Below are 12,350 nucleotides of genomic sequence, written 5' to 3'. Positions count from 1 at the left end.
TTCTCCGCAAGGCTGGTTCGGTGGCCTTCAGTGTTGCGGGGCGAGGTGAAACGGAGAACGGCAGGAAAGGCCAAAAGGGGATGCATCTGGCCAAAAGCTGTGTCCGCAATTCGCCCCCACACGGGCATTCAGTGTGGGCGGAACTGACTCGGTGCGACACCGCTCCAGCGCACAAACGCATGGCGGAAACTTGCGGTCTCGCTGAACCCCAAAGTCTCGGCGATGCGGTAGATCGGCAACTGATCCTCACACAGCATCTGCTTGGCCCGCTCGAAACGCAGCTCATCGAGCAGTTCCTGATAGCTGCTGCCCATGTCCTTGAGATGCCGGCGAAGGGTACGCGGCGAGCATTTCATCTGCTGTGCCAGACCCTCCAGGCCCGGTGCCGCATTTAACTGCGCGCTGAGCAACTGCCGAATCCGCCCGAGCCAGGCCTGGCGTCCGGTGAATTCAAGGTTCTGCTTGCGACAGCGCTCAGCCATGGTTTGATGGGTGATGCTGTCGGCCAATGGCAATGGTTGATCCAGCCATTGGCGCTCGAATGCGAACGCGTTGTCCTTGGCGCCGAAGTGCAGCGGCGCATCGAAGTGCTCAGCGTAACTGTCACGGTAGTCCGGCGCGGCATGTTCGAAACGTGTAGCCAGAAGTGGCAATGGATGCCCAAGCAGGTCATCACAGATGAGTTTCAGCGATACCAGACAGAACTCGGCATTGAACACCGCCATCGCCGGGCTTTCACGATAATCAGCGGCGGCGAACCAGATGCGTTCGCCATCATCTTCAAGGCTCAATTCAAAAAGTGTTCCCAGCAGCGCCGGATAACGGATCGCCAGACGCAGTGCGTCACCAAAGGTGGCACAGGTGAGCAGGGCGTAACCGAGCATGCCGTAGCAGGAAACATGCATGCGTCGGCCCAGTTCCAGGCCAATGTCACGCTTGAGCGCGACCGCGTTGGCGCAGACCTGCATCTCCTGATTGGTGGTAATGCGCGTGTCGGCACGCTGCAAATCTGCCGCGGTGATGCCGCTGCCGGCCAGCAACGCCTCGCTCGACAAGCCTTCGGCCTTGAAGGTGTTGAGGATCAGTGAGACCGCATTGAGGGTGGTGAGGTGGGAGTGAAGCATAGGAGGTTTTCCGAACTTGGATGGGATACCACAGCAATTTATGTGCCGCTCAAAATTGTAATATCGAAAATATATCGAAAGTTAAACTTTCATCCACTGGATAGAGATAATAAATTTAAAATTTATTATTTTTAAGGTAACGATAGAGCTTTAAGTGATACGAGCAGAACAAGACGCATGCCAATTTTAAAATTTAAGCTGCGCTTGGTCTACTGTCAGAAATTACAGTTTTTGGCTCGATATTGACCGTTTGTCGAATGTTTTTATTTGTAAGTGTTTTTTTTGACAGCTTCATATGTCGGGTCTAGTTTGCCAGTGGCTGTTGCAGTTTTTTCAGTAAATATGAACTTTGACTTAATGTATCGCCAAGGAGCTTTAAAATGAGCCATTCACAAGCTAAAGAATTTTCGCTGGAATTATTCAAAGGCAGCAAGAAAGCACTTCAAGGCCAAATCACTGTTGAGGTTGACGGTCAAAAGCAAACATTTCCTGTCATTCACGCTGAAGTCCGTACAAATGATATTGTTTTGGACTTCGATATGAGCGGCGGAGATCCGGACCGCAATAATATTATTGGCGTGGTAATCGGCAAAGATTATTTGAATATGAAAGTGGAATTTGTAAGGCACGGCGACCCTGCTTATTTATTGTTTCAGGATTCTGTGCAAGAGTGGGTGGCGACAAAGGGCTGGATTCGAGTGGAATGGCGAGAGGGCAGTAAAGAAATCGCTGGATTGCTGGATAATGTGCAGGGCGACAGAGACGATAACTCCAAACTCACCGCCGGAAAGTTTGAAGTTACATTGAATTGATTGTTTAAACCTTCCTGCATTCATTTGCAGGAAGGTTTATTTATGACCAGAGGTGTACTGGCCAGCGCTGTTCAGACAAGCTCGCCACACAGGTCGAGCTCAACCAGTTGACGAACTTCCTGTGTGTCAAGCCCTGCCCCCAGCAATCCATGCAACTTGCCAAACGCCGCTTCCCGGGTCATGCCACCGCCGGACAATACGCCGACACCGCGCAGACGACTGCCCGCTTCGTAGACATCCAGCTCAACACCGCCTTCATGGCACTGTGTCACGGCTACGACCACCACATCGTTGTTCTGTGCGCGGCCAAGGCTGGCGAGGAATTGCGGATTGTCGCTCGGCCCGGTGCCGCTGCCGTAGCACTCCAGCACCAGACCTTTAATGCCGCTATCGAGCAGGCCGTCGAGAATATCGGCGCTGATGCCGGGAAACAGCGGCAGAACGGCAACCTGGGCCAGTTGTTTTGGCTGGTTGTAGTTGAGCGCGGCAGGCATCGAAGTGGCTTTGACGCCGCCACCCTGACGCTCCAGACGTTTGAACGGATGCCGCCCGAAGCTGCGCACTTTGGCGCAACGGGTCGGCGCCAGCAGTTCGCCGTGGAAGTACAAATGCACGCCGGGGGCCAGGCCCTGGCCGAGCGCGACCAGTGCGCCACTGAGGTTTTCCCAGGCATCGCTGTCGGTAACGCCGGCGGGCAGCATCGAGCCGGTGAAGCACACGCGAGCCTGCAGGCCGAGCAACTGGAAACTCATCGCCGCCGCGCTGTACGCCAGCGTGTCGGTGCCATGCAGGATCAATACGCTGTCGCAACCCTGCACGTCGACGGCATCGACCACCGCTTCGCGCAGTTGCTGCCAATAGGCCGGGGTCATGTTGGCGCTGTCGATCAGCGGCGACATCTCGCGAAAGCGCCACTGCGGCACGACCAGCTCCGGCTGGCTGTGCAGATAGTCACGCATGCGCGCTTCGAAACCGGACGCCGGGGCCAGACCGTTGGCGCTGGCCTGCATGCCGATGGTGCCACCGGTGTAAAGCACCATGACGTGTTGGGCAGCGGGATAAGTCGACGAATTCATGGGATTCTCCGAAACGATGAGGGCCCTGTGGGAGCGAGCCTGCTCGCGAAAGCGATGTGTCAGTCAGCCTTGTATCAACTGACGGATAGCATTCGCGAGCAGGCTCACTCCTACAAGTTATTGCACCACAATAACTGACGGGCGCAGGGGATGCGCCCGTCATTCACCGGTCAGCGTTGCGCTGCAGGTACGCCTTGCGGCTCGGCTTCGGTCTTGCCCGCAGCTGCCGGCGGGTTGGCCGGCCAGGCGTTGCGATCCAGATCCAGATCGAGGAACTTGCTCGAGTCGAACACGGGCTGTTTGACGCCGGCGCGGCGCTGCTCGTCGTAGTCGCGCATGACGCGCATGCCGACCTTGAACAGCATGGCCAGGGCCACCAGGTTAACGAACGCCAGACAGGTCATGGTGATGTCGGCAAAGGCGAACACGGTCGTGAGGTCCTGCATCGAACCCCACACCACCAGCGCCAGCACCAGACCGCGGAAAATCATCAGTGCGGCGCGGTTGCGGGTGAGGAATTGCAGGCTGTTCTCGCCCAGATAGTAGTTGTAGAGAATGCACGTGAAGACGAACAGCGACAGGGCGACGCTGACGAACATGCGACCCCAGTCACCGACCACCGCGGCCAGCGAGTTCTGAGTCAGGACAATGCCGTCACCTTCGAAGCCCGGGGTGTAGAAACCCGACAGCAGGATCAGCAGCGCGGTGCAGGTGCAGATCACGAAGGTGTCCAGGAACACGCTGAAGGCCTGAACCACGCCCTGCGCGCCCGGGTGCTTGACGGCCGCCACGGCGGCGACGTTCGGCGCACTGCCGAGGCCCGCTTCGTTGGCGAATACGCCACGCTTCACACCCATGACAATCGCGCTGCCGAGCAGGCCGGCAAAGGCCGGGTCGAGACCGAAGGCGCTTTTGAAGATGGTTTCCAGCATCGCTGGCACGTGTTCGATCTGGGTGCCGATCACGTACAGGGTCACGCCGATATAGGCCAGCGTCTTGATCGGTACCAGCAGGTCGGACACCGAAGCGATGCGCTTGATGCCACCGATGAAGGTGATAGCCAGCAGCACGGCCAGAACGATACCGGTGTGTTGTGGATTGAACTCAAAGGCGTTCTGCAGTGAATGCGTCACGGTGTAGGACTGCAGACCAATGAAAGCGAAGCCATAGGTGACCAGCAGCAGGATGGAGAACACCACCGCCATGCCTTTGAGCTTGAGGCCGTGCTGGATGTAGTACGCAGGGCCGCCACGGTACAGACCGTCACCATCGGCGCGCTTGTAGACCTGGGCGAGGGTGCATTCGAAGAAGCTGCTGGACATGCCGACCAGCGCGGTCACCCACATCCAGAACACCGCACCCGGACCACCGAGGGTCACGGCGATGCCGACACCGGCGATGTTGCCGGCACCGACGCGGCCGGCGAGGCTGAGCATCAAGGCCTGGAACGAGCTGAGCTGCCCGGCGCTGCCTTTGAGGCTGTCGCGGAACACCGCGAACATGTGGAAAAAGTGGCGCAGTTGAACGAAACGCGAGCGAATCGTGAAGTAGCTACCGAGCCCGACAATGAGCACGATCAGTACTTTCCCTGAGAGGAAGTCGTTAATGACTTCGAGCATGGATTTTTCCTCGCTGTTTTTTGTGAGAGCAAATGCTGGATCGGAGAAACATCGTGTTACACCGCGGTGCGCACGGCACAACGGGTGAGGCGAAGGTTTCGTCCCGGATCCATATCGCGGGTTTTGTTATTAGTTCGGGTTTCGCATGGGTTATGGCCTCGTTACTGACGACCGCTCACGCGAAGAGGGGCGGCACTATACCGATCAGTGGCGCGCCCGTCTGCACGGTTGTGGTGCAAGCGACGAAACGAAGCGTTGAAACACCCGGCGTTACCGGCGCCGGGCTTATGCAGGGACTGAGCTTCTGTGGGAGCGAGCCTGCTCGCGAAAGCGTTGTGTCAGACAACGCAATGGCGCCTGACAAGGCGCGTTCGCGAGCAGGCTCGCTCCCACATTGTTCAGTCCCGAGGCATTCGGGGTCTCAGGGTCAAACAGTTAAAAAAAAGGGCTCGGGGACCAGGTCCCCAAGCCCTCAAAAGGTGAGAGGTGTCTAGTCCCTCGACCTGGTGAGCGGTGCTACAAGTTACGTGTCGGTTCAGGCTTTGAGCGGAACCAGACGCGGGGCAATCATGTTTTCCGGACGCAGGATGTCGGCGAGCATGGCTTCGTCGAGCAGGCCTTCTTCGCGTACCAGTTCCAGCACGCCGCGGCCGCTTTCAAGGGCGAGGCCGGCGATGCGCGTGGCGTTTTTGTAGCCGATGTACGGGTTCAGTGCGGTGACCAGACCGATCGAGTGTTCGACCAGTTCGCGGCAACGCGCTTCGTTGGCGGTGATGCCGACGATGCAGTGCTCGCGCAGCATGTCCATGGCGCGTTGCAGCAGGCGGATCGAGTCGAAGATCTTGAAGGCGATCAGCGGCTCCATCACGTTCAGTTGCAGTTGGCCGCCTTCGGCTGCCATGGTCAGCGCCAGATCGTTACCGATGACCTGGAACGCCACCTGGTTTACCGCTTCCGGGATCACCGGGTTGACCTTGCCGGGCATGATCGAGCTGCCTGGCTGACGCGCCGGCAGGTTGATTTCGTTGATGCCGGTGCGCGGACCGCTGGACAGCAGGCGCAGGTCGTTGCAGATCTTCGACAGCTTGACCGCGGTGCGCTTGAGCATCCCGGAGAACAGCACGAAGGCGCCCATGTCGGATGTCGCTTCGATCAGGTCGGCCGCCGGCACCAGCGGTTGACCGCTGATCAGCGCCAGACGCTGTACTGCCAGCGCTTGATAACGCGGGTCGGCGTTGATGCCGGTACCGATCGCAGTGCCGCCCAGGTTCACTTCGGTGAGCAGTTCCGGGGCCAGCGTCTTCAGACGGGCCAGGTCTTCGCCCATGGTGGTGGCGAAGGCACGGAATTCCTGACCGAGGGTCATCGGCACGGCGTCCTGCAGTTGGGTACGGCCCATTTTCAGGACGTGATCGAACTCTTTGCCCTTGGCCGCGAACGCCTGGATCAAGCTGTCGAGGCTGGCCAGCAGAGTGTCGTGACCGAGCAGCAGACCCAGGCGGATGGCCGTCGGGTAAGCGTCGTTGGTCGACTGCGCCATGTTCACGTCGTCGTTCGGGTGCAGGTACTGATACTCGCCTTTCTGGTGACCCATTGCTTCAAGCGCAATGTTGGCGATCACTTCGTTGGCGTTCATGTTAGTGGACGTACCGGCGCCACCTTGAATCATGTCGACCACGAACTCTTCGTGGAAATCACCGCGGATCAATCGGGCGCAGGCTTCGCTGATGGCAGCGTGCTTGGCTTCGCTCAGGTGACCCAACTCGCGGTTGGCGTCAGCGGCGGCCTGTTTGACCATCGCCAGGCCCACAACCAGTTTCGGGTAATGCGAAATCGGAACGCCGGAGAGACGGAAGTTATTCACCGCTCGCAGGGTCTGGATGCCGTAATACGCTTGCGCCGGTACGTCGAGGGCGCCAAGCAGGTCGGTTTCTGTGCGGAAAGATGCAGCGGAGGACATGATGGAAATCATCTCGATAAGGACCCGGTCTGTGCCGGAACGCTGCGAATGCTAGGCTTGTGGGGATTTTTGGGCCAATGCTGTTAAGCGCTGGCCTATGCACATTCGGCATAATGTCGATGTGACGCCGCTGGTGCGGCAAACGTGTGACCTGTTTTGGTGCGTGTCCGGGAGGACGTGATGAATCTGGAAAGCAAATGGCTCGAGGACTTCAGTGCTCTGGCCGCCACCCGCAGCTTCTCGCAGGCGGCCGAACGGCGTTTCGTGACCCAGCCGGCGTTCAGTCGGCGGATCCGCAGCCTTGAAGCTGCCCTGGGCCTGACGCTGGTCAATCGCTCGCGTACGCCGGTCGAGCTGACGGCGGCGGGGCAGCTGTTTCTGGTGACCGCACGCACCGTGGTCGAACAGCTCGGTGAAGTGCTGCGCCATCTGCATCATCTGGAAGGCGGGCAGGGCGAAGTCATTCAAGTCGCGGCGGCGCACTCGCTGGCGTTGGGGTTCTTCCCGCGCTGGATCGCGCAGTTGCGCAATGAAGGCTTGAATATCGCCACGCGGCTGGTGGCGACCAACGTCGGCGACGCGGTGCACGCCTTGCGCGAGGGCGGTTGCGATTTGATGCTGGCGTTCTACGACCCGGATTCGGCGATGCAGATGGACCCGGAAATCTTCCCGTCGCTGCATCTGGGCCAGACCGAAATGCTCCCGGTGTGCGCAGCGGATGCCGAGGGCAAGCCGTTGTTCGATCTGGAGGGCGAGGCGAGTGTGCCGCTGCTGGCCTACAGCGCTGGCGCGTTTCTCGGGCGCTCGGTGAACGGTCTGCTGCGCCAGCGCCAGTTGCGCTTCACCACGATCTACGAAACCGCCATGGCCGACAGCCTGAAAAGCATGGCGCTGGAAGGCCTCGGCATTGCCTGGGTGCCACAACTGAGCGTGCGCGCCGAACTGGCTCGCGGCGAACTGGTGGTCTGCGGCGGCCCGCAATGGCATGTGCCGCTGGAGATTCGCCTGTATCGCTGCGCCCTGGTGCGCAAGGCCAATGTGCGGCTGCTGTGGCGCAAGCTTGAGGGCGGCGCCGCACAAAGCACCTGAAGCCTGATGAAGACCAAATGTGGGAGCGAGCCTGCTCGCGAAGGCGTCGTGTCAACAAAATTGATGGCGACTGATTCAACGCTTTCGCGAGCAGGCTCGCTCCCACAGAAGGGGATTTGCGGTGTTCTGTCGCTGACCTTAAGGTCAACAAAACCGGGCTTTTGCGGCAGAAGACAGATGGTCGCGCGGGGGGCTGTTTATTGCTTTCTTTGCGGTATACTGCGCGGCCTTCGGCCGGCACGTCCGGCCATTTTTCGTACAATCAAGCCACGCAACCTGCGTGGCTTGTTGTTTTATGACGCGCCTGCGGGCGCTCCTGAGAGAAGAGGCGCGACGATGAGTGCACTGGTTGGCGTGATCATGGGCTCCAAGTCCGATTGGTCCACCCTTAGCCACACCGCCGATATGCTGGAAAAGCTCGGCATCCCGTACGAGGTCAAAGTGGTCTCTGCCCACCGCACCCCGGATCTGCTGTTCCAGTACGCCGAAGAGGCTGAAGGCCGTGGCATCGAGGTGATCATTGCCGGTGCCGGTGGCGCTGCCCACCTGCCGGGCATGTGTGCGGCCAAGACCCACCTGCCGGTACTGGGCGTGCCGGTGCAGTCGGCCATGCTCTCGGGCGTCGATTCGCTGCTGTCGATCGTGCAGATGCCAGCAGGCATTCCGGTCGCCACCCTGGCTATCGGCAAGGCCGGCGCGATCAACGCAGCCCTGCTCTCGGCGAGCATTCTCGGCGCCAAGCATCCGCAGTTCCACGCGGTACTGAAAACCTTCCGTGCCGAGCAGACAGACAGCGTCCTGGACAATCCAGACCCACGTATTGCCTGAGGTTGTTGAGATGAAGATCGGTGTAATCGGTGGCGGCCAGTTGGGTCGCATGTTGGCCCTGGCGGGTACTCCGCTGGGGATGAACTTCGCTTTTCTCGACCCTGCGCCGGACGCCTGTGCCGCCGCGCTGGGCGAACACCTGCGGGCCGATTACGGCGATCAGGATCATCTGCGCCAACTGGCCGATGAAGTCGATCTGGTGACCTTCGAATTCGAAAGCGTCCCGGCCGAAACCGTGGCGTTCCTCTCGCAATTCGTGCCGGTCTACCCGAGCGCCGAAGCCTTGCGCATCGCTCGCGACCGCTGGTTCGAAAAGAGCATGTTCAAGGATCTCGGCATTCCGACCCCGGCTTTTGCCGACATCCAGTCGCAAGCCGATCTGGATGCCGCTGTCGCTGCGATCGGCCTGCCGGCCGTGCTGAAAACCCGCACCCTGGGTTATGACGGCAAGGGCCAGAAAGTCCTGCGTACACCGCAAGACGTGATCGGTACGTTCGCCGAACTGGGCAGCGTCGCTTGCTTGCTCGAAGGCTTCGTGCCGTTCACCGGTGAAGTCTCGCTGATCGCCGTGCGCGCGCGCGATGGCGAGACGAAGTTCTATCCGCTGGTGCACAACACCCACGACAGCGGCATCCTCAAATTGTCGGTGGCCAGCACCGATCACCCACTGCAGGCGCTGGCGGAAGACTATTCCAGCCGTGTGCTCAAGCAGCTCGACTATGTCGGCGTGATGGCGTTCGAGTTCTTCGAAGTCGACGGCGGCCTCAAGGCCAACGAAATCGCCCCGCGCGTACACAACTCCGGGCACTGGACCACCGAAGGCGCCGAGTGCAGCCAGTTCGAAAACCACCTGCGCGCCGTTGCCGGCCTGCCGCTGGGTTCGACCGCCAAGGTCGGCGAGAGCGCGATGCTCAACTTCATCGGTGTGGTCCCGCCGGTTGAGAAGGTCATTGCGATCGAAGACTGCCACCTGCATCACTACGGCAAAGCCTTCAAGGCCGGGCGCAAGGTCGGTCACGTCAACCTGCGTTGCGCCGACATGGCCACGCTGCAGGCGCAGATCGTCAAGGTCCAGGCGTTGATCGCCGAGTAAGACAGTTTCATGTGACAACGGCGGAACCATTCAGGGACCGTCGTTCTCTCATGGCAGGATGCGAAACTCTGACTAGGCTTTCGCATATCTACCAAATCAGAGGGAAATGTCATGGGAATTATCGGAACCATCTTTATCGGCTTGATCGTCGGCCTGCTGGCGCGGTTCCTGAAACCGGGCGATGACAGCATGGGCTGGATCATGACCATCCTGCTCGGTATCGGCGGTTCGCTGGCAGCCACCTACGGCGGCCAGGCTCTGGGTATTTATCAGGCGGGCGAGGGTGCCGGTTTCATCGGTGCGCTGGTTGGCGCGATCGTGCTGCTGGTGATCTACGGCCTGATCAAAAAGAACTGATCCAAAGCGACAAAGCCCTCTCTGCCAAACTGGCCGGGAGGGCTAGAATGCTCGGCGATTCAACGTTCCTTCCTTTCTATGCCGAGCACCTTCATGCGCCGTCTTTTGTTGACTCTCCTCTTGCTGGGCAGCGGTTTGGCCCACGCCGGCGAACTGCCGGAAACCGACTGGCTCGAACTGATGCCCAAGTCGGACCAGAAGGCCCTTGAGGCCATGCCTGAAATCGATCACAACACCCCGGAAGCCACCGGCACCTTCACCGAGAAGGGCGGGATGAAGCAGGCCAAAGGTCTGCCGGCGGTGATGTACTCGACGAAAACCGTGGCAGCCATGAACGACAAGCACATCCGCATCGGCGGTTACCCGGTGCCGCTGGAGTCGGATGCCAAGGGTCGCAGCACGCTGTTTTTCCTCGTGCCGTATCCGGGCGCGTGCATCCACGTGCCGCCACCGCCGCCGAATCAACTGGTGCTGGTGCGCTATCCGAAGGGTTTGAAGCTGGACGATATCTACACGCCGTTGTGGGTGACCGGCACGCTGAAGATCGAAAAGGTCAGCAATGACCTGGCCGATGCAGCGTATGCGCTGGAGGCGGACAAGGTGCGGGTGGTGCAGGAGGCTGATCTCTAATAGTCACCACGAAGCAACTGTGGGAGCGAGCCTGCTCGCGAAAACGTTGTGTCAGACATTTGAATGTTGACTGATACAACGCCTTCGCGAGCAGGCTCGCTCCCACATTTTGTATTGCGGTGCTGGTTAGAGCGGTTTGCTGGCAACGCTGACGCCCATGGTATGGTTCGCCCCCGGCGCCAATGTGATGATGTCATCCATCACATTCGCCGTCTCGATGCAGAGCATGCGCTGCCAGCCGTCATTGTCCATGTCCGGCAATGCAGCGGCGCGGTCGATCCATGGGTTCCAGATCACCGCCGTGCGCGAGCCCGTCGAGGTCAGCACGATGCGGCGTTCCCAGGTTGGATCGACGATGCTCAGTTGCGACGGAGCGTCGAGGTAGATGCGGTCGGTTTCGCCGGCAAACTGCAGATCACCTTGCTGGCTGGCGGTGTTCCAGTCGTCCAGGGTCTCGATGTAATTCAGCCCGGCGACACCATCAACGTGCACGTTACGCACATCACTGACGGCGAAATACGTGTGCAGCGCCTGGCTGAGGGTCACGCTGTCGGCGCCACGGTTGTGGCTGGTCAGGCTGTAGCTCAACTGATCTGCCAGATGCAAAGTCAGGGTCAGATCGACTTCGTGGGGCCAGCCCGGCAAGCCGCCTTCAGGGTACGGCAGCTTGAACTCGACCTTGATACCGTCAGCCTCCGACTCGATGCCGCCCAGTTCCCAATCCATCGCCCGCACCAAACCGTGCGCGGGGGCCGGTTGTGCGCCGGTGTACATGGCTTGCACGCTCTGCGGGTTGCGTTCGAACTTGCCGAACCACGGCCAGCACACCGGCACGCCGGCGCGGATGCTTTTGCCGGTCTTGAAGTCGGCCTTGTCGTTGAGCCAGATGATCGGCGGCTGGCCGTCGACCTGATAACTGAGGATGTGCGCGCCTTGCTGGGCCACCAGCACTTCGGCCTTGCCGTGGCGGATGCGCCAGCAGTTCAGTTCATCCTGTTTCACGGCTTCAACGTTGGGCGTGTTCATGGGCAACTCTCGATCAGACACTGGGGACGACTATCGACCGCAAAACGGCCGCGAGGTTTAACGCGCGCGTGGCGGCACCGAACGCGTGCGACCGCTGCCGTCGATGGCGACGAACACGAAAACTGCTTCGGTGACCTTGCGCCATTCGCTGGAGAGTGGGTCATCGCTCCACACTTCGACCATCATCTGGATCGAGCTGCGGCCGATTTCCAGGGTCTGGGTATAAAAGGACAACTGCGCGCCGACCGCCACCGGCACCAGAAACGCCATACGGTCGATGGCCACCGTGGCGACACGGCCACCAGCAACGCGACTGGCCATGGCGGTGCCGGCCAGGTCCATCTGCGCTACCAGCCAGCCGCCGAAAATATCGCCAAAGCCGTTGGTTTCGCGTGGAAGTGCGGTGATTTGCAGGGCCAGGTCGCCCTGCGGGATCGGATCTTCTTGTTCGAGCTCTATCATGCCGAGGGGCCTCTGACCCGTGACTCTTCGTGGGTATTGCGGGTGGTAGCCGTCTTCAAGAAAAACGATTCAACACCGAACACACTGCGTTCGTCACGTTTTCCATCAGGCGCCTAAAGGGAAACTCTGCGAAAAAGGCTAAATCCCGAGCAAAGGGCGGGCCAACAACGTTTTCGCACAGCAACCTCTTACAAAACCTGCGCAGGTGGCGAGTATATCGGTCGGTAGACTCCACGACGACCGTCCGGTTCTGATTTCGACCGTCAATTACGCG

General features: G+C 59.8%; 12 protein-coding genes. 6 read left to right on the top strand and 6 right to left on the bottom strand.

Annotation, left to right across the window (positions count from 1 at the left end):
* Positions 1 to 128: 128 nt before the first annotated feature.
* Positions 129 to 1,124 (bottom strand): AraC family transcriptional regulator, encoded by a 996-nt coding sequence (locus ACGSLL_RS07900; protein ID WP_394504646.1) that lies wholly within the window; start codon positions 1,122 to 1,124, stop codon positions 129 to 131.
* A gap of 380 nt (positions 1,125 to 1,504) precedes the next feature.
* Between ACGSLL_RS07900 and ACGSLL_RS07895 the strand changes: the two genes are divergently transcribed.
* Positions 1,505 to 1,936: a hypothetical protein gene (locus ACGSLL_RS07895; RefSeq protein ID WP_394504644.1), complete on the top strand. Its 432-nt coding sequence runs from the start codon at positions 1,505 to 1,507 to the stop codon at positions 1,934 to 1,936.
* Positions 1,937 to 2,007: 71 nt separating this feature from the next.
* Here the strand turns inward: ACGSLL_RS07895 and ACGSLL_RS07890 are convergent, their stop codons facing one another.
* From ACGSLL_RS07890 to ACGSLL_RS07880, 3 genes are all read right to left on the bottom strand, one after another.
* Positions 2,008 to 3,012, bottom strand: a complete 1,005-nt coding sequence (locus ACGSLL_RS07890) for an asparaginase (protein ID WP_394504642.1) — start codon at positions 3,010 to 3,012, stop codon at positions 2,008 to 2,010.
* A 170-nt stretch (positions 3,013 to 3,182) separates the two neighbouring features.
* Positions 3,183 to 4,631, bottom strand: coding sequence for an alanine/glycine:cation symporter family protein (locus ACGSLL_RS07885; protein ID WP_336356531.1), 1,449 nt, complete (start codon positions 4,629 to 4,631; stop codon positions 3,183 to 3,185).
* Between the two features lie 535 nt (positions 4,632 to 5,166).
* The gene (locus ACGSLL_RS07880) at positions 5,167 to 6,591 is read right to left on the bottom strand and encodes an aspartate ammonia-lyase (protein WP_093096767.1); all 1,425 of its coding nucleotides are present in this window, start codon (positions 6,589 to 6,591) and stop codon (positions 5,167 to 5,169) included.
* A 180-nt stretch (positions 6,592 to 6,771) separates the two neighbouring features.
* Between ACGSLL_RS07880 and ACGSLL_RS07875 the strand changes: the two genes are divergently transcribed.
* The 5 genes from ACGSLL_RS07875 (at position 6,772) to ACGSLL_RS07855 (ending at position 10,588) form a co-directional block, all read left to right on the top strand.
* A complete protein-coding gene (locus ACGSLL_RS07875) occupies positions 6,772 to 7,680 on the top strand; it encodes a LysR substrate-binding domain-containing protein (protein WP_258451135.1) in 909 nt (302 codons plus the stop codon).
* Positions 7,681 to 8,016: 336 nt separating this feature from the next.
* Complete coding sequence (purE, locus tag ACGSLL_RS07870) at positions 8,017 to 8,508, top strand: 5-(carboxyamino)imidazole ribonucleotide mutase (protein WP_007954291.1); 492 nt, start codon at positions 8,017 to 8,019, stop codon at positions 8,506 to 8,508.
* Positions 8,509 to 8,518: 10 nt separating this feature from the next.
* Positions 8,519 to 9,601 carry a 5-(carboxyamino)imidazole ribonucleotide synthase gene (locus tag ACGSLL_RS07865; RefSeq protein ID WP_394504638.1) on the top strand — a complete coding sequence of 361 codons (1,083 nt, stop codon included), beginning with the start codon at positions 8,519 to 8,521 and terminating at the stop codon, positions 9,599 to 9,601.
* A 111-nt stretch (positions 9,602 to 9,712) separates the two neighbouring features.
* Entirely contained in the window at positions 9,713 to 9,958 is a 246-nt protein-coding gene (locus ACGSLL_RS07860; protein ID WP_208939209.1) for a GlsB/YeaQ/YmgE family stress response membrane protein, read from the top strand.
* 93 nt (positions 9,959 to 10,051) lie between these two features.
* The gene (locus ACGSLL_RS07855; protein WP_394504636.1) at positions 10,052 to 10,588 is read left to right on the top strand and encodes a DUF3299 domain-containing protein; all 537 of its coding nucleotides are present in this window, start codon (positions 10,052 to 10,054) and stop codon (positions 10,586 to 10,588) included.
* A 126-nt stretch (positions 10,589 to 10,714) separates the two neighbouring features.
* Here the strand turns inward: ACGSLL_RS07855 and ACGSLL_RS07850 are convergent, their stop codons facing one another.
* Both ACGSLL_RS07850 and ACGSLL_RS07845 read right to left on the bottom strand, forming a co-directional pair.
* Positions 10,715 to 11,614, bottom strand: a complete 900-nt coding sequence (locus ACGSLL_RS07850) for a D-hexose-6-phosphate mutarotase (RefSeq protein WP_394504634.1) — start codon at positions 11,612 to 11,614, stop codon at positions 10,715 to 10,717.
* Positions 11,615 to 11,671: 57 nt separating this feature from the next.
* Positions 11,672 to 12,076, bottom strand: coding sequence for an acyl-CoA thioesterase (locus tag ACGSLL_RS07845; RefSeq protein ID WP_003229628.1), 405 nt, complete (start codon positions 12,074 to 12,076; stop codon positions 11,672 to 11,674).
* Between the last annotated feature and the right edge of the window lie 274 nt (positions 12,077 to 12,350).

Source organism: Pseudomonas retamae (genome assembly GCF_043496865.1).
Classification (GTDB): Bacteria; Pseudomonadota; Gammaproteobacteria; order Pseudomonadales; family Pseudomonadaceae; genus Aquipseudomonas; species Aquipseudomonas retamae.
This window is presented reverse-complemented; position numbering and strand designations above follow the sequence as displayed.

Excerpts from the sequence above, each read along its gene's own strand:
- ACGSLL_RS07900 (WP_394504646.1), bottom strand. The coding sequence starts at position 1,124 with ATGCTTCACTCCCACCTCACCACCCTCAATGCGGTCTCACTGATCCTC.
- ACGSLL_RS07895 (WP_394504644.1), top strand. The coding sequence starts at position 1,505 with ATGAGCCATTCACAAGCTAAAGAATTTTCGCTGGAATTATTCAAAGGC.
- ACGSLL_RS07890 (WP_394504642.1), bottom strand. The coding sequence starts at position 3,012 with ATGAATTCGTCGACTTATCCCGCTGCCCAACACGTCATGGTGCTTTAC.
- ACGSLL_RS07885 (WP_336356531.1), bottom strand. The coding sequence starts at position 4,631 with ATGCTCGAAGTCATTAACGACTTCCTCTCAGGGAAAGTACTGATCGTG.
- ACGSLL_RS07880 (WP_093096767.1), bottom strand. The coding sequence starts at position 6,591 with ATGTCCTCCGCTGCATCTTTCCGCACAGAAACCGACCTGCTTGGCGCC.
- ACGSLL_RS07875 (WP_258451135.1), top strand. The coding sequence starts at position 6,772 with ATGAATCTGGAAAGCAAATGGCTCGAGGACTTCAGTGCTCTGGCCGCC.
- purE (WP_007954291.1), top strand. The coding sequence starts at position 8,017 with ATGAGTGCACTGGTTGGCGTGATCATGGGCTCCAAGTCCGATTGGTCC.
- ACGSLL_RS07865 (WP_394504638.1), top strand. The coding sequence starts at position 8,519 with ATGAAGATCGGTGTAATCGGTGGCGGCCAGTTGGGTCGCATGTTGGCC.
- ACGSLL_RS07860 (WP_208939209.1), top strand. The coding sequence starts at position 9,713 with ATGGGAATTATCGGAACCATCTTTATCGGCTTGATCGTCGGCCTGCTG.
- ACGSLL_RS07855 (WP_394504636.1), top strand. The coding sequence starts at position 10,052 with ATGCGCCGTCTTTTGTTGACTCTCCTCTTGCTGGGCAGCGGTTTGGCC.
- ACGSLL_RS07850 (WP_394504634.1), bottom strand. The coding sequence starts at position 11,614 with ATGAACACGCCCAACGTTGAAGCCGTGAAACAGGATGAACTGAACTGC.
- ACGSLL_RS07845 (WP_003229628.1), bottom strand. The coding sequence starts at position 12,076 with ATGATAGAGCTCGAACAAGAAGATCCGATCCCGCAGGGCGACCTGGCC.